The following is a 22247-nucleotide window of genomic DNA, read 5'->3' on the forward strand; positions in this document are numbered from 1 at the left end:
ATGCCTCAGTTGGCTGAATAGGCGCCGAAGCCTCCCGGGAAGTCGTCGGGGTTTACGTCGTAGTCGTAGTCGTCATCCTCGTCGGCTTCGCCGCCGTAGGCTTGTTCGGCGCGGGTCCAGTCGAGGCCGTTTTCGGCGCAGGCTGCTTCCTCGCCGTACACCAGCGCAAGCGCAGCCGGGGCCTTATCGGCACCGCCGATCACGGCCAGAAGCTCCAGCAGATGCAAGCACGCCTCGGCCTGCGGCAGAATAAGATCCACGTCATCGGCAGCCATGAGTGCGGCAGACAGCTCCGCCATCAGCATCTCCACCGTGTACGTGCCGGTAAAACGCCCTTCGCTCACTGCGGAAAGCACCTGTTCAGCCTCGGGCGAGGTCGCACCCGCGCGTCCCACCGGCCCTTCAACCGATGACGCCGAACGCTGCACCGCATGATAGAGCGCATCTGCCTCAATGGCAGACATAATCTGCGCCGACGCCTGCAGCGTGTACGCCGCACGCGCCAGCTGCGCCGAACCCGAGCCACCCGTCTCCTGCACGTCTCCCGCCAACTCTTCCAGCAACGGACGGGCGGCAGCAACGTCCTTTTCCTCGCCTGCCACCAGGCACATGAGGTTCGCCTTGTCGGCAAAGGCATCGGGCAGCGCCACGTTCGCCACCACCAGCGGGGCCTCGACGGCCGCCAACTCGCTCACCACAGCCACCGCGTTCAGTTCGCGCGCGAAACTGGGTGTGGCGGCAGACAAATCCACCAGCAAGGTGCCTGGCCGCGCAGCCTGCACGATGCCATCCTCGTCGAAGTACGCATCTTCCAATGCCGTCTGCGACGTGCAGTACGTCAGCACCACATCCGCGCTTGCCACGTCGGTCGTGCGCGTGTACCCCGCGGCGGACAGGCCAGTCTGCACCAGAGCGCCCACCGTATCGTTTCCGCTATATGCATAACGCTTATCCATGCGTCTGTCCCTTTCCCAGGCGCACCACCGCACGCCTTCCCCGCGTCTGCGGATGTTAACTTTGCTTCACTTTCTTGGCAATGCGATCGGCCACCGACAGCTCTTCGCGCTTGTCGTTGCCCCAAAATACCACGGCCACCATGCCGGGCCCCACGTGCGAGCCAATAACGGGCCCGATGTTGCACTCCAAAATGAGCACGGTGTCGTCCACCTTGACCAGCGCCTCTTTCAGGCGCTCGGCATCTTTCGCGCAATCAGCGTGAGCCACCACAACCACCTGACCCGGCCCCTTTTCTGCCCGCCGACGCTCGAAGTACTCGGCAAGTTGCTTGAGGCCCTTCTTGCGTCCGCGTGCCACGCCGGAAAGCGACAACTTCCCGTCGAGCGCAATATTGAGCAGGGGCTTCACGTCCAGCTTTGAGCCAGCGTAGGCCACCGAACCCGGAATGCGTCCACCGCGACGCAGCGCCTCCAAGTCTTCCACCATAAACTCGGCGTCCACGAAGTTGCGCGCCTCTTCGGCCCACTGCGCCAGCTCACGCGCTGTGAGACCCCGCTCGCGCTGCCTCAGCGCCTCATGCACCAACAGCCCCTCGGCGACCGACGCCAACCGGGTGTCCACCAGGTGCAACTCAGCCTCCGGATGTTCGGCCAACACCTGATCACGCACGAGCGCTGCCGCATCAAAGCTGCCGGAAAGCCCGCTCGAAAAACTCAGGTACACCGTGGGTACGCCGCTTTTCGCCGCGCGCTCAAAGGCATCGCGAAACACCGGCACGGGCACCTGCGCTGTGGTGGGTTCTTCCCCCTTGCGCATGCCCTCGTAAAAATCGTGGGCCGACGAGGTACGATACAAGTCGTCGGCATGCTGTCCATCACTCAAAATATAGGGAAACTCTATGAGTTCCACTCCGTCGCGATCCACCAGTTCAAAAGGCAGATCGCAGCACGAATCAATAATGAGATTGCAAGCGCATTCCATCGAGGAGTCCCTCTCCTTCAGCGTTTGATTGTTGGTGCGTGTAGGCTGCGCGTCCGTCACGATGTGCACAGCCGCGCCTGTACCGGCCTGGTCAGCTTACCCGCCAGCGCGTGCGCGCATTCGTAAGCAATGCCCACGGCCGGCCCCACGTGCAATCCGATGACCGGGCTCACGGGCAGTACGTCCACACTGCGCCCCAACAGCGGTTCTATCACTTCGCGCGCCCACACCACGGCGGGCGTCTTGTCGCCAATATAGTGCACGACCACATTCTTCAAGCCGTGCGCCTCCACGTCGTCTTTGAACGTTTGCACAATTTTCTCGAGCGCCTTTTTGCGCGTGCGCACTTTTGCCAGCGTGGTAGCTGAGCCGTCGGTTACGGTGAGCACAGGCGACAGCTGAATAAGGTTACCCAGAAGCGCCGCCGCGTTGCCGATGCGCCCGCCCTTCTGTAAAAACGTGAGCGTCTCCGGCGTGAACAGAAAGCGCGTGGATTCGATGCCGCGCAGCACCGCCCGCGCGCATCCGGCCAAGTCTTCGCCCGCCTCGCGCGCCGCCACGGCGTCGAACACCGGCCACGCCTCGTCATAGCCGCACGACGAGGAATCAATGAGCGCGTAAGAGAAGTCGATGCAGCGCGCCTTCACCGCACGCGCCGCGCGCACGGCACCCTCGTACGTGCCCGAAAGCCCCGTGGAAATGAAGATACCCAGCACCTCGTCTCCCGCTCGCGCCGCGTCCTCGAACAGGCCTTCCAGCGTGTGCTGCGAAGGCTGGCTCGACGTGGGAATGTCGTTCACCATGTCGTAGATGTCAGCGTAGAAGGCATCGAGGTCGATATCCGAGTCGGCGAGTTCCTGCCCGTCGCGGTTCACGTACAGCGTGACCACTTCAATGCCCACCTTCCGCGCGTCTTCTGCGGGAATGGAGGCAACCGAGTCCGTGAGTATTCTAATCATGTCACCGACCTTACCTTGAGGGATCGTGCGCGCGAGGCGCGGGCTTACAGTGCACTCATTAAACTACGCAATACCACGCATGCGGGCAACCAATTCGCGACGGCGCTCAAAAAGACCATATTCAAGGCCCACCGGATAGGTGTGGGGGTTGAGCATGCGCTTCTGACTTTCGTCGAGCATGGCCAGCTGAGCGGCCGCACGCTCACGTGCCACCATGGCATCGCGACCTGCGGCGGGAAGCACCGTGCGGCCTTCGCGCGCCAGCGGGGCCAGCAGCGTTTCGAATCGCTTGCCAGAAAGCCGTTTTTGGCGCAGGTCATCGGAGGGGTCCACGATAATCTCGCGCTCCCCCACGCCCGTGTTCACGTCGAACACCATGTCGCCGGCAATGCGCCCGTCGTCATGATAGTAGCGGCGTACGTCCAGCACGCCCGGCGTGGTCAGCTTCGCGGCCGATTCGGAAATTTTCAACCGGTCGCGCCACGTGGCCTCGCCCGGCTCGCGCGTGGCGGAAAGTTTGTACACGCCGCCAAGCGTAGGCTGGTCGAACGCGCAGGCCAGCTTCGTGCCCACGCCCCACGACATCACCTGAGCACCCTCGTCGTGAATGGATTGAATGGTGTATTCGTCCAGGTCATTGGAGAGTACAATGCCGCAGTCGGTGAGTCCCGCCTCGTCCAGCATGCGCCGCGCCATCTTCGCGAGCCACGCAAGGTCGCCCGAGTCGATGCGGATACCAGCCAGTCGCTCGCCGCGCTCGCGCATTTCCAGGCCCACCGTGATGGCATTCTTCACGCCCTGCTCCACGTCGTAGGTGTCCACCAGCAGGATGCAGTTTTTGGGGAATGCCTCGGCGTACGCGCGAAACGCCGTGAGTTCATCAGGAAACGACATGACCCACGAGTGCGCGTGCGTGCCCGACACCGGCACGCCGAACAGCTTGCCGGCCAGCACGTTTGACGTGGAGGCACAGCCGCCCACCACCGCCGCGCGGCTCGCCCACACGCCCCCTGCTGCACCCTGTGCGCGCCTGAGGCCGAACTCCGCCACGGGCGAGCCCGCCGCCAAGCACACGCGCGCCGCCTTCGTAGCGATAAGCGTTTCGAAGTTTACGCAGTTCAGAAGCGCGGTTTCGATAAGCTGACAGTCGGTGATGGGACCAGTCACACGCACCAGTGGCTCATGCGGGAACACCACGGTGCCCTCGGGCACGGCGTCAATGTCCACCGACAGGTGGTAGTCCGCCAGCTGCTCCAAGAACGCAGGGTCGAACAGCTTACCGCCGCCCGGCGCGTCAAGCGAAGCCAGATATGCGCGGTCTTCCTCCGAGAACGCGAAGGTGTCTACGAGTTCTGCCAGCTGAGCCATGCCGCACGCCACCGCGAACCCGCCCTTGAACGGGTAGTCGCGGAAGTACATGTGGAAGCAAGCCTCAGTGGCGTTCTTGCCGCTTTGCCAGTAGCCCTGCGCCATGGTGATTTGATACAGGTCGGTGAGCAGCGCGTAATCAATATTCATTACGACTCGCCGCCCTGACCTGCACTTGGCGCGTCATTGTTGGGGCGATGGTTGCGCCGGCGCGCGCGGCGATGACCACCTTCGCCCCCGTTGTTGTTGGCACCGCCGCCGTTGCCACCCGCGCCCTTTACCTGCGCCGCCGCCTGTCCCTGGCGCAAGCCCGACGAGCGCTGACCGGGACGCGGACCCTGCTTGGCCTGACCCTGCGTTCCCTTCACGCCCTGCTTCTTGGCAGTTCCAGACGCTTGCGCGGCCCCGGGGCCAGAACCGGCCGCACCACCGCGCGGTGCGTTCTTCTTGGAGCCCTGACCAGGTCGTTTCGCGCCCTGCTTCTTCGGAGCGGCGCCATTTGCACCCGCGGCCGCGCTACCCTGCTTCTTGCGCTTTTCGGCACTCTCGCCCACGTCTACCTGGCGCGTGGTGCCATCGGCCGCCACCTTTGTGGAGCGACGCCGCGGCTTGCGCGCCTCGGTGGGCGCGGGTGCGCTCTTGCTGGCGGAGGACCCGCCATTCTTGCTTGCACCGTTGCGCGGCTTCTGCCCGCTTTTGCTGTTCGTTCCCGTGCGCCGCACGTTTGAGGGGTCGGCCAGCTTGTCCTGGCCCGTGAACTGGGAGGTGAGGAACGTCGATTCGCCTGCAATGCCCAGCACGGCCTGCGTGGTGGCGACTTCCCACGCCTCTTTACCCACACGGTTGGGGCGCGTCATGCCTTCCTCGGGCGGCTCGAAGTCGGCGAGCGGCACCTTCACGGGCTTCTCGCCGTCCACCTTGAGCGATATCACCTCGCGCGGCACGTCCAAGTCGACCACTTTCGCCGTGCCAACGGGCGTTTCCACGCTGGCGTTTTGCTTTGGCGCACGGCTCTTGAAGTCCTTGTATGCGTCGAATTCGTAGCGCAAGCAGCACATGAGGCGGCCACACACGCCGGAAATCTTTTGCGGGTTGAGCGAGAGGTCCTGCTCCTTGGCCATGCGGATGGACACGGGGCAGAACTCGCCGCCCAGGCGCTTGCAGCACAGTTCCTGGCCGCAGTGGCCCAGGCCGCCCACCATGCGCGCCTCGTCGCGCACGCCAATCTGGCGCATGTCAATGCGCACGTGGAACCGCGAGGCCAGTTTGCGCACTAGGTCACGGAAGTCCACACGCTCTTCGGCTTCGAAGTAGAACACGGCCTTGTCGCCATCCAACAGAAATTCCACCGACACCGGGTGCATGTCTTCGCTCGCCTCGGCGGCCAGCTCTTTGAATATCGGCAGCGCCTCTTCCGAGCGGCGACGCATTTCCTCGGCGCGCTGGGCGTCCTCGTCATCAGCCAGACGTTTCACGGGCTTGAGCGGGCTCTTTAGCTTCTTCACCTGTTCTTCGTCCACTTCGAATACGTCCTCAGCCAACGAGCCGAACTCCAGGCCGCGCGCCGTCGACACCACCACGGCGTCGTTCTTGTTCAGTTCCAGCTCGCCTGCGTCGAACCAGAGCGTTTTCGGGTTGTAGGCCAGTCTTACCGGCGCTATCCGAACCATGTTGAAACCTCTCTATCTCACGACGCCCGACGGCCCCCCGCAGGGGTGGCCGGACGATACAGTGCTTCTTTCACCTCGAATAACAGCGCGTCAACGCACGTTTCCGGTGACACATTATACGCGATAGCCTCGTCACAGCGGCGCACGGCAGCAAGCGCGGCGGCCACGCGCGCCTCGTCGGTGGCGCGGGCGGCTTCCTCAATCGCGCCGCGCACGTCGGCGTTGATTATGAGCTCCGGCGTTTCGGCGCACACGGTTAACACGTCACGCAGCCACGAGCGCACAATGGCCGTAAGCTGGCGCAGCGCCTCCTGGCTTTTCGCCGTGAGCGCCCGCTTGTTGCGCGCCTCAATTTGGCGAATGGCCGACTTCGCAAGGAAGTCCGCGTTTTCGGCGAGCTCTTCCTCCTGTGAGGCGCGTACCGTATCGAGCGGCGCTTTGGAAAGAACTACCAGGTCACTGGCCATTCCGAGCGCGTCCCAGTCGTCGGCGTTGCGCAGAAGCGCCAGCACTTCCAGCACGCGTGCGCGGAAGGCCAGCCGCTCGTTGGACTTCAAAAACTCTACGGCGCGCGTGATGGAGCCGTCGCACGCCTCAAGCCCCACCTTCGCCTTCTCCAGCGAGGCGCCCGTGTTTTGCGCGACGATGCCCGCCGCTTCGCTGGCCGGAATGTGGCGAAACGGCACCACCTGACAGCGCGACACAATAGTGGGCAACACGCTTTCGCGCGTACGACCCAGCAGGATAAGCACCACGTCAGAGGGTGGTTCTTCGAGCGTTTTGAGGAACGCGTTGGCCGACGAGGCGCCCAGCAAGTCCACACGATCGAGAATGTACACCTTGCGTTTGGCCTGAATAGGCGCAAGCGAAGTGTCCGCCACGATATCGCGAATTTGCTCCACCAGGTAACCATTCGCACCCTCGGGAGCGAAATAGCGCACGTCAGGGTGCTTTTTGCGCATGATACGCCCGCAGGCATCACACGCCCCACACGCACCGCCGCGCGGACCGTGGGGTCCTTTCGGGCACAGCACTGCCTGCGCGAGTGCGAAGGCCGCGAGCGTCTTGTTCGATCCGGCCGGGCCCGTGAAGAGGTAGGCGTGCGTCACACGGTCGCTCTGCACGCTGGCGCGTAGAAACTCACGCACCTGCGGCTGACCGAGGATGTTCTCAAAGGCATCGGCCACAGCTACGCCCTCCCTCACTGCCGCGCGTGTTTTTGGGGGCGCCGTGCGCATCATTGCCGCGTGCGCCGCCGTGTGTGCCCTGCGAGCCATTGCCCTGCGCGGCCTTACCTGGAGTTCCGCCGCCCTTCGCACCACCCTTCGTGTGATGTGCTTTCTGCGCACCCTTGCCCGAAGGCTGACCTTTGCGACCGGAGTTGCTGTGTCCGCTCGGACGGCGGCGATTCAGCTGCTGAAAGAACGCCGGATCGTCCACCACGTCGTTCATCCACGGGAACAAATCCGCCAGTTCGCGGAACACGCGCTCAGCCGTCTTCGCCTTCTGCTCGGCGGAGCGCACCACACGAATGCGCTCCGGGTGGGCTTCGGCCAGTTCAAGGAAGGCCTCATTCACGCGCGTGTGGAATTCCTCGCCCGCCTGTTCCAGCCTATCGGCACCCAAACGGTGCGTCGCTCGCGCAAGCCCCTTGCGCGCCGAGCCGCCCGTGACCAGAAGAATGGTGCGATCGGGCATGATGCCCTGACAGGCAAACGCATTCGCCTGTTCCACAAACGCGCGCGGCAGCCCGCGCCCGCACACCTGGTAAGCAATGGTGGAATCGGCGAAGCGGTCGCACAGCACCACGGCTCCCCGCGCGAGCGCAGGGCGAATGACCTCCGCCACAATTTGCGCGCGCGCCGCCTCGTACACCAGAAGTTCCGTTTCATCAGCCATGACCTTGTTCGCGGGGTCAAGCACGATGGCGCGCAGCTTCTCACCAATGTCCGTGCCGCCCGGCTCGCGCAAACACACCACTTCACGGCCGCGCGCGCGCAGCTTCTCGGCAAGAAAGCGAATGTGCGTCGTTTTGCCGGCGCCCTCGCCGCCCTCAAACGTGATGAAGACGCCTTCGGAAGTGTTTGTGTCGCAGTGCTTCTGATTCACAGGTTGCCCTTCGATCCCTTCTATCGGGTGGTTGCTTGTGCGTTCGCGCTATTCAGGCGGCTGGTGCAGCATTTAGACAAGGTTGTACACGTCGTTGCCGTGTGTGTCCACGCCCACAAACACGGGGAAGTCCACCACGTCGATGCGGCGCAGCGCCTCGGTCCCCAAATCGTCGTAGGCCACGGTTTCGGATGATGCCACGCATTTCGCGAGGTACGCCGCCGCCCCGCCGCACGCCACGAAATAAACGGAACCCGTCTCGCGACACGCCTCGCGCACCTCAGCCGAGCGCCGCCCCTTGCCCACCGTGGCGACGACGCCCGCGCGATGAAGTTCCGGCGCGGCGAAGTCCATGCGGCTGGCCGTGGTGGGACCCACCGCCCCAAACGGCCGTCCCGCCGCCGCAGGCGTCGGGCCCGCGTAGAAAATCGCCTGACCAGCGAGGCCATATGGCAGCGCGCCACCGCTCTGAGCAAGCTCATCCATCAGCCGCACATGCCCCGCATCACGCAGCGTATAGAGCGGCCCCGAGAGCAAACACGCATCCCCCGCCTTTAGCCCCGCCAGCTGCGAACGATCAAGCGGCAAGGTAAGGCGGATGGCATGTTCCGCCATTCCTCTGTCATCCTGAGCGGAGGCGGCGCAGCCGCCGGATCGCGACGCGAAGATAGTCCCGCAGGGAAAGGATCCCGTGTGGGCCGTCAGGCCTGTATCACCTTCCGCTAACGCCGCACGGGATCCTTCGACTTCGCGCTGCGCGCTCCGCTCAGGATGACAACCGGCCAAGTCAACCGCCCGCTCAGGATGACAAGCTGTCAAGTCAACTGTCGTCCTGCGCATGGCCGAACATCCCATGTTGATGGCCAGCGGCAACGCCGCAATGTGGCATGGTGCCGTGGCCACGCGCACGGCGAGCGCCGTCGTGCGACCACCAAGGCCACCTGGCCCCACGCCCGAGGCGTTCACAGCCGCCAGCAGTTCTTCCTCAAGCGCCGCAACGTGCGGGTCAGCTGCCGGTTCATCCACCGGCCGCATGAGCGCACGCTTCGCCAAGCCTGCCACCTTGTCAAACGTGCCACCAATGCCAACGCCTATCACGAGCGGCGGGCAGGCGTTCGCGCCCTTCTCACGCACGCAGCGCACCAGTTCATCCACGATGCCCTGCTTGCCCGCACCCGGCACCAGCATGACCACGCGACTCGCGTTATCCGAGCCGCCGCCCTTCAACATAATATGAAGGCGCGCAACCCCCGGCTTATCCACCGGATGAATGTCGCAGAAGGCAGGCGTGTTGTTGCCGGTGTTCGCGCGGTCGAGCACCGCGTCGCACACCACCGACTTGCGCAGCCGCGCCTCGTCATACGCGCGCGCCACCGCGTTATTTACCTCGGCGAACACATCGCCCGGCACCAGCATATCGGGCCCCACTTCCAAGCTGACCCACACGGTACCGGTATCCTGGCAGATGGGCACGCAGTCGGCGGCGGCGATGCGCGCGTTTTCCACCAGCTGGTCAAGCACCGCCCGACCACGCAGAGAATCCTCAGTCGCGCGGGCAGCCTCAAGCCCGGAGGCAATGTCGGCAGGGAGCACGCAGGCAAGCTGCGGAATGGCCGCGTAAACAGCGTCCGCGACCTGTGATTTTGTAATGATGGTTTCCATAGCGAAGATTATAGCGCATACCCCGCAACGCGACGCAGCGCCCCCTACTTCACCACGAAGTCACCGGGCTTGCGCGGCGCCGTACGCGGATATGACACCGCCGGATACCCCAGCAGCATACAGATTTGCAGCGGCCTGTCGCTCACTTCGAGAAACTCCTTCACCGCAGGCAGCTCATCCGACGCGCGACACAGGTAGCCGTTATAGAGCACGCCCAACCCCAGCGAGGCCGCCACGAGCTCCATATTCTGCGCCGCAAGCCCCGCATCATCAGCCCGCTCAGCCGCCACATACACTACCGCCGGCGCATTGCGGAAGAGAAAGTCCTGCGCCGAGTCCTTCTGTACCGCACGCAAGAACAGCTTATACAACTTCACCCATCGCGGCTTCTCCGCCGCCGGCTGCGCCAGCAACTCATCAATGCCGTCCCACACCAGCCGCTTGAGCTCGGGAAGTTCTTCTTGCACCACCACAAACCGACACGCCTGCGCATTCTTCGCCGTGGCCGTATAGCGTCCCGCCTCAAGCATCATCCGCAACGCCTCGGCCTCCACCGCACACGCTCGATAATCACGTACACTGCGTCGCGATTTAATAGCCAGGAGAAGCGCCTGCGAATCAATGGATTCACTCGCCGGAACAGCAGCTTCCACATCCGCCATGTCGAAGTCCGGAATAGCCACCGCCTCAGCAGGACAGACCGCCACGCAATGCCCGCACAGAATACAGCGCCCCAGCACCCGCGCCGCCCCATCCTCCACCACTACATTAGACCCCACACAGTCCGCCACACACCGCCCACACCCAATGCAGCGCTCACCATCAATCTCAATCACCCAACAACCTCTTCTCTCCCAAGTAATAGTTCGCCCCGTCTCCCCCAACAAGAAAGCGCCGCCCTCCAGCGACGCCTTCAAGTACCTCTCCACAAGTCTTTTCGCTATCGCCGCACGGGATCCTTCCCCTGCGGGACTAGCTTCGCGTCGCGACTCCGCGCCTACGGCGCTCCGCTCAGGATGACACAGGGAGCCAGTAACTCTACCATTGCTGCTCCAATTGATGAGCAGCCTGTTCAATCTAACTGGTGCCAGCCCCCATTAAACAAAGAACAGGGCTGAGTGGGGAGGTCGAATGGGTCGACGAACTTTCGCGAAGTGTGTGAGGAGGCCCATCCGGCCCCCCCGCTCAGCCCGCCCCGCAGGTTAGACCAAACTTCGCAAAAAAGGTCAACCTATTCCGGCAAATTCGCAAGTCCCGCTCGTACGCTTTCCGCCGAAGCCTGAAGCGCGGCAAGCTCATCGGCATTTAAGTCGAACTCAACAATTTCTTCGACACCATTCTTGCCCAAACGAACCGGTACATTCATGTAGAGGTCGTCGATGCCATACTGTCCGTCGATGTGAGCGCATACGCTCATGACCTCGTCAGAGCCCGTGAGAATGGCTTCCACCATCTTCGCAATGGAAGCGCCGGGGGCATAGTAAGCGCTGCCGGTTTTGAGGAAGGCCACCACTTCGGCACCGCCCTTGACGCAACGCTGCACCACCTCGGCGACCGCGGCCTCGTCCATGAGTTCGGTGATAGGCGTGCCGTTCACCGTGGTGAAGCGCGGCCAGCACACCATGCCCTCGCCGTGCGCGCCCACAGCCCATGCCGTGACATCGGCCGGCTCGCAGCCCAGCTTCTCGCACACCGCAAAGGCCAGACGCGAGGAGTCTAGCACGCCACCCATGCCCATGAGACGGTTCGCCGGCAGGCCGGATTCGCGGAAGGCAAGCGTAGTCATGACGTCGAGCGGGTTCGTCACGCAGATGAACACGGCGTTCGGGGAGGCTTCCAGGGCCTGGCCGATGACCGACTTCATGATGCCCGCGTTCACGCCAAGCAGGTCTTCGCGGGTCATGCCAGGCTTGCGGGCGATGCCGGCCGTGATAACCACCACGTCGGAGTCGCGCGTGTCGGCGTAGTCGTTCGTGCCGGTCACCTTCACCGTGAACTTTTCCACACTGCGCATGTGCATCATGTCGAGCGCCTTGCCCTGCGGCAGGCCCTCGGCCACGTCGATGAGCACGACGTCGGCCATGTTCTTCGATGCAATGATGTGGGCTGCGGTCGCGCCAACGTTACCCGCTCCAACAATGGTTACTTTAGGCATGTTCTTCAGACTCCTCTTCCCCAGGTATCAGGTTGACCTACATTCTAACTATTTCTTACGAGCCGCGGACTTCGCAGCCGGTTTCTTCACGCTTTTAGCCTTTGCGGGTGCCTTTTTGGCCGGGGCCTTCTTGGCGCCGCTGCGTGCAGCGGGCTTTTTCGCCGTTGCGTTCTCCTGCCCTTCCTCCTGCTCCTTGCCGGGGCAGGTGAAGTTGGGGCACAGTTTCCACGGGCCGCGCGCGGTGGTAACCACCACCATCGGCGCGCCGCAGTGCTCGCACACTTCGCCCGTAGCTTCCAGCTTGCCGTACTGGGGCAGCGGATAGCCCGTGTTGCACTCGTCGTAGTTTTCGCAGCGGATGAAGCGCTTCAACGTGCGCGGGTTTTTCTGCGCCACGAGGTTCGCCGTTTTGCCAGCGGCCTTGCACGTGGGGCACTCGCCCACTATCACGTCGGGTTCCTGATTGGTGGAGCAATTCGGGTCGATGCAGATAGTGCGCGGTTTTGCGCGGAACGCCGTCACTTTCACCTGGGGCATGCCGCAGGTGGGACACACCTCGGGCACCGCTTCCACCTTGCCCTTGGGCAGCGGGAACGTCACGTCGCAGTCGGGCCAGCCGGCGCAGCCGATGAACATGCCGCGTGTCTTTTGGCTGGCGCGCAGCTGCAAGTCCTTGCCGCACTTGGGGCACGGACCTACGTACGCGTCGGCGGCCACCGCGTCGGCGAGCGCATCCTTCACTTCCTCGGAGTGCGGAATCAGGCTGGCCAGCTGCTCGGCCAGCAGGTTGCGCGAGGTGGACACCACGTCAGACTTGGTGGTGCGGCCCTCAGCGATGTTGTCCATTTCCTCTTCCAGCTCGGCCGTCATCTCGGGGTGTGTGATGTGCGGCGCGAATTTGTCCAGCGCGTCGCACACCGCCATGCCCAGCTGACTGGGCTCGATGGGGTCGTTTTGCACGTACTTCACCGCGTAGAGGCGCTCGATGATGGAGTGGCGCGTGGACTTCGTGCCCAGGCCCAGCTTCTCCATCTCTTGAATGAGTTTGCCCTGACTGTAGCGCGCGGGCGGCTCGGTTTGCTTCTTGGTGCAGGTAGCGCCGTTGAAAGCAATGTCCTCGCCTTCCGTGAGCGCCGGCATTTGCTCGTCCTTCTTGAGGCCGTAGGGGTAGATGGCGCGGAAACCGGGCTTCACCAGCACGTCGCCGCGTCCCACAAAGGGCTCGCCGGACACATCGAGTGTCACCTTCGTGCCTTCGATGATGGCTGCCTCGGAAAGCGTGGCCAAGAAGCGGCGCGCGATGAGGTTGTATAGCTTGTAGTCGGCCGGCGCCAAGTCATCCGGCGTGGCCTTGGCCGTGGGATAGATAGGCGGGTGGTCGGTCGTTTCCTTCTTGCCGCGCGTGGCGATGAGCGTGCCCTTTGCCAAAAGCTCCTTGCAGTACGGCGCGTAGGCCGGGTTGCCCGCGATGGTTTTCACCGTTTCGGCGAGGTCGAGCGAGGCCGGATACACCGTGTTGTCCACGCGGGGGTAGGAAATGTAGCCATCCATGTAGAGGCTCTCGGCGATGCGCATCGTGCGCGCGGGCGAGATGCCCTCGGCCGAGGCGGCCGCCATGAGCGAGGTGGTGTTGAATGGCACCGGCGGAGCCACCGTGCGCTTCTTCTTCTCGATGGAAGCCACTTTCGCGCGCGTTGCGCCTTTGACGTGGGCCATCACGGCTTGCGCCTCGGCTTCACTCTTGAAACGAGCCGTGGCGTGCGGGGCATCAAAGGCGTCCGGGTCGGTGCCGAAAGCGCCGCGAATCACCCAGTAGTCTTCGGGGATGAACGCGAGGCGTTCGCGCTCACGCGCCACGATGAGTGCAAGGGTGGGTGTTTGCACGCGGCCGGACGAGCGCACATTGCCGTAGCCCGCGAACTTCACCAGCGTGAGATAGCGCGTGAGCACCGCACCCCAAATAAGGTCGATGTCCTGGCGCGACGCACCGGCGGAAGCCAGGTTCGTGTCAAGCTCCACCAGATTGTTGAACGCGTGGTTGATCTCCTCTTTCGTGAAGGCCGAGTAGCGCGCGCGCGACACGGGCGCAGTCGGGTTCACCTCTTGGATGCAGGAAAGCGCGTCACTGCCGATAAGTTCGCCTTCGCGGTCGAAGTCGGTTGCGATGATGACCGAGTCGGCCTTCTTCGCAAGGTTTTTCAGGGAGCGGATGATTTCCTTTTCCTTCGGCAGCTTCTCGATGGGGGCGTACACGAGGTACGGCAGCGCATCCATCTTCCACGCCTTCAGTTCCACGCCGTCTTCGGTGAAGGGCTTCTTCTTTTTGAACGGAGGGCGTGGCAGCGTGTCGGGCAGGGTGGCAGGCAGCATTTCGCCCTCGTCGGTCACGCCTTGCCAGCCGCCGCGCTTTTTGTACACCATTGTGGGGGTGAAGTCGGGTTCGAGGATGTGGCCACGCAGGCCGATGGTCACCCACTCTTCGCCGTTCACGTCGAAGCGGTAGACGGGCGTTGAGTACACCTTGTCCGCTTTGGGTTGCTTCACGCCGAGCAAGTCGGCAATTTTTTGAGCCGCGTCGTTCTTCTCGGTTACCACCAGCTTCACGCGGTTCCTCCTTGATCTTTCGGGCCGCCTCCCGCGGCCTGGCTTTGTTCACACGGTAACCCCTACTTGTTTATTAACGTGTGCGGGGATGACGAACTCGCTTTGCCCGCGCCGCCACGTTCGCCGACGTGAGCGCGCCCGAGCGCGCCTTACTCACTGCGCCGTCCGGGCACAGCAGACGTTAGCATACACGATTTCCTACGAAACCGCCGAAGAAATCACACGGGGTTGAAGGAGCGTCGAAAATGCGCGGGCGGCGCTACACGAACGAAATGCGGAGCTTCTTCCCCATGCCGTCGGCGAGTTGCTTGAGGGTTTTAAGCGTCGGGTTCGCGTTGCCCGATTCAATGCGCGCGAACGCACTTTGTCGCATGCCGCAGCGCTCGGCCAGTTCACGCTGCGTGAGGTTTTCCTCCGCGCGCGCCGTGATGAGCGCATCAATAATGTCATACTCCGGCTGCAGACGCTCGTATTCGGCCGCGTACTCCGGGTTTTTCATTTGCTTGGCATGATAACGATCAAGATCATCCATTTCCAAACCTCTCCTCCCAATCGGCCTTGTATTTCAAGGCGCGCGCTAACTCAACCTTTGGCGTTTTCCGGCTCTTCTTCACAAACCCGTTTGTCACAACAATGCGACGGCCGGAGAAAAAGAAGTAGAAGACTCTCACCAGGTCCGATCCTTGACGCACTCTTAACTCGAACAGGCCTTTTCCCATCGCTTTCGCATGCGGCTCACGCAACACCAGCGCTCCTTCGCGCAACGCTTGAAGATCGACCACTGTTTTTGCTCGCAGTTTTGGCTCAAGCTCATCGAGAAAACCATCCATGGGCCTTGTCCCGTCTTTCCGGGCATAGAAAACTAGCGTGAACTCATCCATGCTTCCCCGCTTTCGCTGGGGCCTGCTTAGTCTATAACATATATGTTATAGATGCAAGCGAGCACCCCGTGAATTTGCCGTCTCCGCGCTCCTGTTTCCGCCCCACTTTAGCGCCGCAACCTTACCGTTGGACCGTTTTTGAGCCGTCGGGGAGTCGTCTCGATCTGACGGATATACGGCGGGGCAACCGTCCGCCTGTCGGCGAAAAGCCGGCGGGTTTCAAGCGCGCAGCCAACCATTTCCCAGCGCCGCAGGTTACGCGACTTCCGTAAATGCGATGGGGATTTCGTCTGGGCGTGTTGAAGATGCTGCGGGCGTTTCGTGAACGAGCGGTTTCTCGGGTAGGCTAGTTGCGGGGAAGCCGCCGAACCACCCCAGTAACCGCGCCCGCATTCGCCTACGAACGCACAAGCGGCGGCTCGCCCACTCGGGGATACCGAACCTGAAAGGAGAGGCACCCATGAAGAAGCTTCTTGGAGCACTGGTCGCGCTCGTTGTCTTAGTTGTCGCCGTTGGCGTTGGCGTTGTTGCCCTCGCGAACGCACAACTCGGGCCCGCAAGTGAGGTCGCTCAAAACGTACAGGCTGCCGCCACGAACACGGTCATGGATGTGGCCGATGTAAAAGGCAAGGTCAAAGACGTGGTCGAGCAGAACAAGGACAACCTGGCCGCCGCCGCAGGCATGACGGCCGAAGAGGTGGACGCCGCCATAGCCGACCTTGGCATTGATGAGTGGCAGGCCACCCCACTTCCCGCCGATGCGGTGCAAACCGACAGCTATGAGGGCAACTCCCTCGGCGTTCCGGGTACGCTCACGCTCTACGAGGATCCGGGCTATATCACCTTGGATGCCTACGGCCAAACGCTCACGCTCACCGTACCCGAAAGCGCGCAGGCCCGCCTGGCCGAGCTCGCAAGCATGCTCTAACGCTGCGCCTCTCCTTCCGCACCACGTATCCGCATGTCGCTTACGCCGTGCGCGCCTCCTTCAAACGACGCTGGTAGGCGCGCACGATCTGCGACAACGTGAAGCACACCACAAAATACACCGCAGCCATAATGCCGAAGATGGCGAAAATCTGCGCGGTGGAGTTGTAGCTGTTCATGAGAATCATACCGCGTCCCATGAGTTCTTGTAGCGCCATGGCGCCCCACAGGTAGCTCGTGTCTTTGATAGTGGTGACGAATTGGCTCAGCAGCGCGGGCACCATGTTGCGCAACGCCTGCGGCAAAATGATAAGCAGGTAGGTTTGCACGGTGGAAAAGCCCTGCGAGCGCGCCGCCTCGTACTGCCCGTGAGGCACACTTGCCAGGCCGCCGCGCACAATTTCGGCCACGCTCGCACTGGTAAACAGCGTAAACGCCAGCACGGCCGCACCGATGGGCGGCAGCTGCGCCACGAAAAACGTGAACATGATCCACAGCAGAAGCGGCGTGTTCTTGAATATCTCAATGTAGACGGTGGCAATGCCGCGCAGCACGCGGACGTTCGACGTGCGCATGACGGAAATGATGGTGCCCAGCACCACCGAGCAGAGGATGGCGAGCGCTGAGATAAGCAACGTCATGCCAAGGCCTTGCAGCAAAAACCGCACGTTCACCCACGTGAACAGGGCTGCTATCTCGCTCATCGCTCCCCCTTTCGGTTGCCGTCTTCGCGCGCGGCGGCATCTTCGCTTTCCGCATCGAAATCGGCTTCGTCGTGCGGCGCGCGTTCGTGGGCGATGCGCTCGGCAGGAGCGTCTAACTCGCCCGGCACGTAGTCGTTGTCAAGGAATGCCTCGGCACCCAGCAGGGCTTCCGCCTGCTCATTGCGGCGCTCGGCGCGGCGACGCGCTTCCTTGGTGATGCGGTCGCTCGTTGCCGTCTCGGCGCGCGAGGTCAGCACCTCGTCAGCCTCGGGCGAGCGATGCGATGCCAAGTCGCGCACGCCCTCCGCCAGCGCATCAGGCGTCGCCGGTGCGGCAGCACCGGCAGCCACCGGCCCGTGCGCACCGCTTTCCACACCCTTACGGGCGGCAGCGCGGCGCTCAAGGCGGCGGTGTATCTTTATACGACCGGACTTCGTGTGCATAATGCGGGTGGCACATTCCTCATCATCGCCACATTCCTCGGCAATTTCCTGGGCTATCTCGCGGCCTATCTCATCGGCGATCTCCGCGGCCACGCGCCCGGTAAAGGCCTGTTCAAGCGGCCCGCGCGTGACGTCAGCATCCGGCTCTTCGCCCAGCACATGCAGCGGGTGGCGCGGCGAAGGTGCCTCGCGGGCAGGCGCAATCTCCACCGTTTCCAACATGGTGCCCACACCCCCGGCCAGCGTGTCGGCCGCCGCGCGCCCGGTGATGTCGTGCGTGCCCGGCGTTACTTCCATAGCATCCACGGCCAGTTCTTCGGTAGCGTCGCCCGTGGCCAGGTGGCGGTGCGAGCGCGTGCGTTGCTCCAGGTACAGCGCAAGACGCGACAGCGGGAAGCAAATAATAAAGTACAGCACGGCCGCCATGACATACACCGGCCCGTAATAACTGGTCGACCCCGCAAACGAATTCGAGAAGTACATAAGCTCGCCGCCCGCGATTAGCGCGAGCACCGAGGTGTTCTTCACGAGGTTTGCCGCTTGCACGGCCAAAGGCGGCATGATAATACGAATGGCCTGGGGCAATATGATGAGAAACATCGACTGCCAGTAGCCGAAGCCCTGGCTTTTCGCCGCCTCAAATTGCCCGCGGTGAATGGATCCAATGCCTGAGCGTACCACTTCGGAAATATAGCCGCCGTGATAGATACCAATGGCCAGCACGCCAATCCAAAACGCCGCCAGAGAGAACCCTAGCAGCGGGAAGATGGCATAGAACACAAACACTTGCAGAAGCAGCGGCACGTTCTGCACCACTTCCACGTACATGCGGGTGATGCCGCGCAAGACGGCGATGCGCGACACCGACAGCACACCGAAGAGCGCACCCAACAGCAGTGCGATCACCAGCGCCAACACCGAAATGCCCACCGTGGTACCGAACGCAGCCAGCACATCGGGCCAGCGCTGGAACAGCGCCTCCCACTTATAGGGCGCGAATATCTCAAGCATGGGCCGCGCCTCCCTCCGCCGCGCCGGAGTTATCCGACGACCCGGAGTCACCCGCCGGTGCGTCGTCCACGAGTCCCCAGCGTTCCTCAAGGGCGCGCAGCGTGCCGTCTTCCTGCATGGCGCCGATGGCTGCGTCAATCTGGTTTGCCAGCTCCACGTTCGACTTCTTCGTAGCCACGCCATATTCCTGGGGCGCGAACTGCGTATTCAGCAGCATGGTGGAATCATCCACGTAGCCGTTCAGAATAGACCGGTCCACCGAAAACGCGTCAACGCGACCGGTGACCAGCGCAATCTTAATCTCAGGGTATGTGGAGTATTCGGCGAAGTTCATGTGGATGCCCAGCTCGTCACCCGCCGCTGTCAGCTTCTCGCGCGTGGTGGCCGAAAGCGCCACGCCCACGGTTTTACCGTCGAGGGCGCGCAAGTCGGTGATGCCGGAGGACTTCTTCACCAGCACGCCAATGTGGTCGGTGTAGTACGGCCGCGAGAAGTTGTAGCTTTTCTTGCGCGCCTCGGTGATGGTGAAGGTGGCCAGCGTCGCATCGAGCGTGCCGTTGTCGAGCATCGCGCCGCGCGTAGTCACATTCACACCCGTGACCTGCAGCGCGTCGGGGCTACCCTTGATGCGTTTCGCCAGCTCACGCGCGATATCCACCTCCATGCCCTCAACGTTTCCCGTCTCGGGGTTTTGAAAGCCAAACGCTGGCACATCAATTTTCGTACCCACGCGCAGCACGTTGGGATCGGGCGCACAACCTGCAAGTCCGCTACCAAGCGCAAGACTTGCCAGGGCAACGGCTGAGGTTTGAATGAACATTCTCCTGGTCAGCATAGACACACCTCACAGGATCTTCGAGAGGAAGCTCTTGACGCGGGCGTTCTCGGTTTCATCGAACAGGTAGTGGGGCGTGCCCTGGTCAACGACGAGGCCGTTTTCCATGAACACCACCTTGTCGGCCGCCTCGCGCGCAAGGCCCATCTCGTGGGTAACCATGACGATGGTCATGTTCGTTTCCGCGAGCGACTTGATAACGTCGAGCACCTCCTGCACCATCTCGGGGTCAAGCGCACTCGTGGGTTCGTCCAGCAGCATGATCTTCGGATGCATGTTGAGGGCGCGCGCGATGGCCACGCGCTGCTGCTGGCCGCCGGAGAGTTGGTCGGGGTACTTGTTCACCTTGTCGGAGAGGCCCACGCGCTCAAGGTAGGCGCGTCCATCACGTTCGGCCTGTTCGCGCGGCACTTTCAGCACCTTGATGGGTGCCAGCGTGACGTTTTCCAGCACCGTTTTGTGCGGGTAAAGGTTGTAGCTCTGAAACACCATGGCCACGTCGCGGGCTACCGCACGCGCGTTCACCTTGCGGTCGGCCAGGTTCATGCCGTCCACAATGATGGTGCCCGCGTCCGGCGTTTCCAGCCCGTTGATGCAGCGGATGAGTACGCTCTTGCCCGAGCCCGACGGCCCTATGATGACAACCTTTTCCGCCTCGGCCACCTCAAGCGAGACGCCACGCAGCGCCTCCACCGTGCCGAAATTCTTGCGAATGTTTTGAACCGAAATTGCGCTTGCCACGACGACGCCTCCCGTTTGCTAGAAGCCGCGATCGGTGGGCGACGCGGTCTTTGATCACAGAGCGAAATGCGTCGATCAGTCTAGCATGCGCGCCATCGACCCAGATGGCAGGGAGGTTACGGTAGCCTGACAGGAGCGGTTTTGGCACGAAAAGGGGCCCTATACCAGGCCCCTTCGCACCGTTTGATCTTCCTTGATGTTTTAGTTAGCGTCTAAACATCAACCGCTCGCTGTCAAACATGCGCTGCAGCACCAGCACGCCCACGCCGGTGACCACCAGGTTCGTGACAATGCATATCACCACATTCAGCGGCTGGAAATTAAACGAGAGAATGCCGTTTAGGCACTGCACACTGTTGTAGAGGGGGATGAAGTAGTACCAGGAATCAGTTTGCGTGCCGCCGAACATGCCGAGCACTGCCACCAGCATGACTAAAATCATGACGGGCGTGAGGTACATACTGGCCTCTTTCATCGACGAAGCAAGCGTGGACACGATAGTGATCAGCATGACCACCACCAGCGTGGTTGACACAATAACAAGCGCCACTTCAACGTATTCCACCAGGCCATACACGTTCAAGTCAACCATCGCACTGCCAAACATGCTGGGCAGCGAGGCGAAGATGCCAATCATACTTGAGGCGGCAACCAACAGGCCAATGAGCGTGATGGCCAGCAGTTTGCCAAGCGCAATGTCGCGCCGGCGAATGGGTGTGGCCAGAAGCGTGGCCATGGTGCCGCGTTCCTTCTCGCCAGCCACCGATTCGGCCGCGATGGACATAACGCTCGTGAATAACAGGATGATCAGCATAAACGGCACGATAGTTACCACGATAGTGCTGGCGAGGTCACGCTCTTCGGCAAGCTCGTAAGTGCCTCCACCCGCATTGATGTCGAAGCGGTTCGACAGCGACGACTCGTAGGAATCGAGCAGCGCCGTGAACAGCGTGGCAGCGTGGGAGGAATCGGCATCGGTGGAGTTCGCGTACAGTTCCACCTGTGGAGCCGGCATGCCCGAGGCGGGGTCATACGCAGCCACCGCTTCGTCAAAGTCTGTGGGGAACACGGCGAATGCCCGCACCTCGCCGGCCTCAATGCGCTCGCGCATCTGGGCGGCATCGGGCAGCGCCGCCTCGGGCACTATATCAATGCCAGCGGTCTCCGCCGCCCCAGCGATGCTCGCTGGCTCGTTCACCACGGCCACCGTGGGGCGCGCCGTTTCGTCGGGCGCGAACATGGTACTCATCGCGTCGCCCATGAACGTCCACATAACAAAAATCAGCAGGCCCGGCAACACGATGGACACCACCGCCGACACGCGGTTGGCGAAAAACCGCGCCAGTTCCTTCTTTGCAATGGTGAGTGTGCTGCCCCTCATGATGCCTCCCCCACACGCGCCGCATACAGGTCGAAAAACACGTCTTCCAGCGAGCGCCCGCCCGTGAGTTCAGGAAGCGTTCCCTCGGCCACCAAATGGCCGTCGATGACGATACCCGCGCGGTCACACACCTTCTCCACCAGGCTAAAGATGTGGGTGGACAGCAGCACCGTCTTCCCCTCAGCCGCCAGCTCCAGCAGAAAGTCCGTGACCGTTTTCGCCGTGAGCACGTCAAGGCCGTTGGTGGGTTCGTCGAAGATGATGACGTCCGGATCATGAGCCACCGACACCGCAAGCGACGTTTTCTGCTTCATGCCGGTGGAGAGGTCGGCCACCTTCGTCTGAGCGAAGCGGTCGATACCGAAGCGCTCGAACAGCGCCTGCTTGCGCGCGTCGCGCACGGCGTGATCGACGTGGTGCAGTTCGCTGAAGAAGTTGAACAGGTAGTCGGGTGAGAACACCTCTTCTAGCTTAAGTTCGCTCGTGAGAAAGCCAATGAGGCCGCGCACCTTAAGCGGGTCATCTACGACGGAGACACCTTCGATGAAGGCATCGCCTTCATCGGGCTTCACGAGCGCAGCCAGCATGCGCAGCGTCGTGGTTTTGCCGGCGCCGTTCGGGCCCAAGAGCCCGTAGATTTCGCCGCGGCGCACGTCAAACGACAGGCCGTCCACGGCCGTTTTGGTACGTGCGCCCGTGCGATCCAGCTTGCGCTGCTTCGCGGACAGTTTGAACGTTTTCTTCAGGTTTTTTGCGCTGATGGCGTAGTCCATCGGCCTTCCCCCTCCGGGGTCGATTCGGTCACAACACAAAACAGGATAGCAGCCAGGGGGGGGGCAAGAGGTTTTTGCCCGAAGGC

Annotated in this window: 20 protein-coding genes; 1 reads left to right on the top strand and 19 read right to left on the bottom strand. The window is 62.4% G+C overall.

Annotated features, from left to right (window positions below):
- Positions 1–5: 5 nt before the first annotated feature.
- The 13 genes from QNJ86_RS09155 to QNJ86_RS09215 all read right to left on the bottom strand — a co-directional run bounded on the left by QNJ86_RS09155 (position 6) and on the right by QNJ86_RS09215 (position 15346).
- On the bottom strand, positions 6–956 hold the full coding sequence (locus QNJ86_RS09155; RefSeq protein ID WP_283832307.1) for an NAD(P)-binding domain-containing protein: 951 nt from the start codon (positions 954–956) through the stop codon (positions 6–8).
- A 55-nt stretch (positions 957–1011) separates the two neighbouring features.
- A complete protein-coding gene (locus tag QNJ86_RS09160; RefSeq protein ID WP_283832308.1) occupies positions 1012–1938 on the bottom strand; it encodes a DegV family protein in 927 nt (308 codons plus the stop codon).
- A gap of 56 nt (positions 1939–1994) precedes the next feature.
- Positions 1995–2897, bottom strand: a complete 903-nt coding sequence (locus tag QNJ86_RS09165) for a DegV family protein (RefSeq protein ID WP_283832309.1) — start codon at positions 2895–2897, stop codon at positions 1995–1997.
- Between the two features lie 63 nt (positions 2898–2960).
- Complete coding sequence (locus QNJ86_RS09170) at positions 2961–4415, bottom strand: nicotinate phosphoribosyltransferase (RefSeq protein WP_283832310.1); 1455 nt, start codon at positions 4413–4415, stop codon at positions 2961–2963.
- Positions 4415–5935 carry a PSP1 domain-containing protein gene (locus QNJ86_RS09175; protein ID WP_283832311.1) on the bottom strand — a complete coding sequence of 507 codons (1521 nt, stop codon included), beginning with the start codon at positions 5933–5935 and terminating at the stop codon, positions 4415–4417. Before QNJ86_RS09175 ends, QNJ86_RS09170 begins: the two co-directional genes overlap by 1 nt.
- Before the next feature lie 17 nt (positions 5936–5952).
- Positions 5953–7122 (bottom strand): DNA polymerase III subunit, encoded by a 1170-nt coding sequence (locus QNJ86_RS09180; protein WP_283832312.1) that lies wholly within the window; start codon positions 7120–7122, stop codon positions 5953–5955.
- On the bottom strand, positions 7106–8044 hold the full coding sequence (gene tmk, locus QNJ86_RS09185) for a dTMP kinase (protein WP_283832313.1): 939 nt from the start codon (positions 8042–8044) through the stop codon (positions 7106–7108). The genes QNJ86_RS09180 and tmk overlap by 17 nt, the downstream gene beginning before the upstream one ends.
- 72 nt (positions 8045–8116) lie before the next feature.
- Entirely contained in the window at positions 8117–9706 is a 1590-nt protein-coding gene (locus QNJ86_RS09190; RefSeq protein WP_283832314.1) for a fumarate hydratase, read from the bottom strand.
- 44 nt (positions 9707–9750) lie between these two features.
- Entirely contained in the window at positions 9751–10542 is a 792-nt protein-coding gene (locus QNJ86_RS09195; protein WP_283832315.1) for a nitroreductase family protein, read from the bottom strand.
- 395 nt (positions 10543–10937) lie between these two features.
- The gene (gene mdh / locus QNJ86_RS09200) at positions 10938–11861 is read right to left on the bottom strand and encodes a malate dehydrogenase (RefSeq protein WP_283832316.1); all 924 of its coding nucleotides are present in this window, start codon (positions 11859–11861) and stop codon (positions 10938–10940) included.
- A gap of 48 nt (positions 11862–11909) precedes the next feature.
- Positions 11910–14465, bottom strand: coding sequence for a DNA topoisomerase I (locus QNJ86_RS09205; protein ID WP_283832317.1), 2556 nt, complete (start codon positions 14463–14465; stop codon positions 11910–11912).
- 259 nt (positions 14466–14724) lie between these two features.
- Positions 14725–14997: a helix-turn-helix domain-containing protein gene (locus tag QNJ86_RS09210; RefSeq protein WP_283832318.1), complete on the bottom strand. Its 273-nt coding sequence runs from the start codon at positions 14995–14997 to the stop codon at positions 14725–14727.
- On the bottom strand, positions 14990–15346 hold the full coding sequence (locus QNJ86_RS09215; RefSeq protein WP_283832319.1) for a type II toxin-antitoxin system RelE/ParE family toxin: 357 nt from the start codon (positions 15344–15346) through the stop codon (positions 14990–14992). Before QNJ86_RS09215 ends, QNJ86_RS09210 begins: the two co-directional genes overlap by 8 nt.
- Before the next feature lie 460 nt (positions 15347–15806).
- Here QNJ86_RS09215 and QNJ86_RS09220 point away from each other — a divergent pair, with 460 nt between their 5' ends.
- Positions 15807–16274 (top strand): hypothetical protein, encoded by a 468-nt coding sequence (locus tag QNJ86_RS09220; protein WP_283832320.1) that lies wholly within the window; start codon positions 15807–15809, stop codon positions 16272–16274.
- Positions 16275–16314: 40 nt separating this feature from the next.
- On the opposite strand, the gene QNJ86_RS09225 is transcribed toward QNJ86_RS09220, so the two are convergent.
- The 6 genes from QNJ86_RS09225 to QNJ86_RS09250 form a co-directional block, all read right to left on the bottom strand.
- Positions 16315–16977 (bottom strand): amino acid ABC transporter permease, encoded by a 663-nt coding sequence (locus QNJ86_RS09225; RefSeq protein ID WP_283832321.1) that lies wholly within the window; start codon positions 16975–16977, stop codon positions 16315–16317.
- Positions 16974–18431 (bottom strand): amino acid ABC transporter permease, encoded by a 1458-nt coding sequence (locus QNJ86_RS09230; protein WP_283832322.1) that lies wholly within the window; start codon positions 18429–18431, stop codon positions 16974–16976. The genes QNJ86_RS09225 and QNJ86_RS09230 overlap by 4 nt, the downstream gene beginning before the upstream one ends.
- Entirely contained in the window at positions 18424–19266 is an 843-nt protein-coding gene (locus tag QNJ86_RS09235; RefSeq protein WP_283832323.1) for a transporter substrate-binding domain-containing protein, read from the bottom strand. The genes QNJ86_RS09230 and QNJ86_RS09235 overlap by 8 nt, the downstream gene beginning before the upstream one ends.
- Before the next feature lie 9 nt (positions 19267–19275).
- Entirely contained in the window at positions 19276–20007 is a 732-nt protein-coding gene (locus QNJ86_RS09240) for an amino acid ABC transporter ATP-binding protein (protein WP_283832324.1), read from the bottom strand.
- A gap of 205 nt (positions 20008–20212) precedes the next feature.
- Positions 20213–21388, bottom strand: coding sequence for an ABC transporter permease (locus QNJ86_RS09245; RefSeq protein ID WP_283832325.1), 1176 nt, complete (start codon positions 21386–21388; stop codon positions 20213–20215).
- Positions 21385–22161: an ABC transporter ATP-binding protein gene (locus QNJ86_RS09250; RefSeq protein WP_283832326.1), complete on the bottom strand. Its 777-nt coding sequence runs from the start codon at positions 22159–22161 to the stop codon at positions 21385–21387. Before QNJ86_RS09250 ends, QNJ86_RS09245 begins: the two co-directional genes overlap by 4 nt.
- Positions 22162–22247: the final 86 nt, after the last annotated feature.

The organism is Gordonibacter faecis (assembly GCF_030077735.1).
Taxonomy (GTDB): domain Bacteria; phylum Actinomycetota; class Coriobacteriia; order Coriobacteriales; family Eggerthellaceae; genus Gordonibacter; species Gordonibacter faecis.

Bases quoted from the DNA above. Each gene is read 5' to 3' on its own strand.
- QNJ86_RS09155 (WP_283832307.1), bottom strand. From the start codon at position 956: ATGGATAAGCGTTATGCATATAGCGGAAACGATACGGTGGGCGCTCTG.
- QNJ86_RS09160 (WP_283832308.1), bottom strand. From the start codon at position 1,938: ATGGAATGCGCTTGCAATCTCATTATTGATTCGTGCTGCGATCTGCCT.
- QNJ86_RS09165 (WP_283832309.1), bottom strand. From the start codon at position 2,897: ATGATTAGAATACTCACGGACTCGGTTGCCTCCATTCCCGCAGAAGAC.
- QNJ86_RS09170 (WP_283832310.1), bottom strand. From the start codon at position 4,415: ATGAATATTGATTACGCGCTGCTCACCGACCTGTATCAAATCACCATG.
- QNJ86_RS09175 (WP_283832311.1), bottom strand. From the start codon at position 5,935: ATGGTTCGGATAGCGCCGGTAAGACTGGCCTACAACCCGAAAACGCTC.
- QNJ86_RS09190 (WP_283832314.1), bottom strand. From the start codon at position 9,706: ATGGAAACCATCATTACAAAATCACAGGTCGCGGACGCTGTTTACGCG.
- mdh (WP_283832316.1), bottom strand. From the start codon at position 11,861: ATGCCTAAAGTAACCATTGTTGGAGCGGGTAACGTTGGCGCGACCGCA.
- QNJ86_RS09210 (WP_283832318.1), bottom strand. From the start codon at position 14,997: ATGGATGATCTTGATCGTTATCATGCCAAGCAAATGAAAAACCCGGAG.
- QNJ86_RS09215 (WP_283832319.1), bottom strand. From the start codon at position 15,346: ATGGATGAGTTCACGCTAGTTTTCTATGCCCGGAAAGACGGGACAAGG.
- QNJ86_RS09220 (WP_283832320.1), top strand. From the start codon at position 15,807: ATGAAGAAGCTTCTTGGAGCACTGGTCGCGCTCGTTGTCTTAGTTGTC.
- QNJ86_RS09225 (WP_283832321.1), bottom strand. From the start codon at position 16,977: ATGAGCGAGATAGCAGCCCTGTTCACGTGGGTGAACGTGCGGTTTTTG.
- QNJ86_RS09230 (WP_283832322.1), bottom strand. From the start codon at position 18,431: ATGCTTGAGATATTCGCGCCCTATAAGTGGGAGGCGCTGTTCCAGCGC.
- QNJ86_RS09235 (WP_283832323.1), bottom strand. From the start codon at position 19,266: ATGCTGACCAGGAGAATGTTCATTCAAACCTCAGCCGTTGCCCTGGCA.
- QNJ86_RS09245 (WP_283832325.1), bottom strand. From the start codon at position 21,388: ATGAGGGGCAGCACACTCACCATTGCAAAGAAGGAACTGGCGCGGTTT.
- QNJ86_RS09250 (WP_283832326.1), bottom strand. From the start codon at position 22,161: ATGGACTACGCCATCAGCGCAAAAAACCTGAAGAAAACGTTCAAACTG.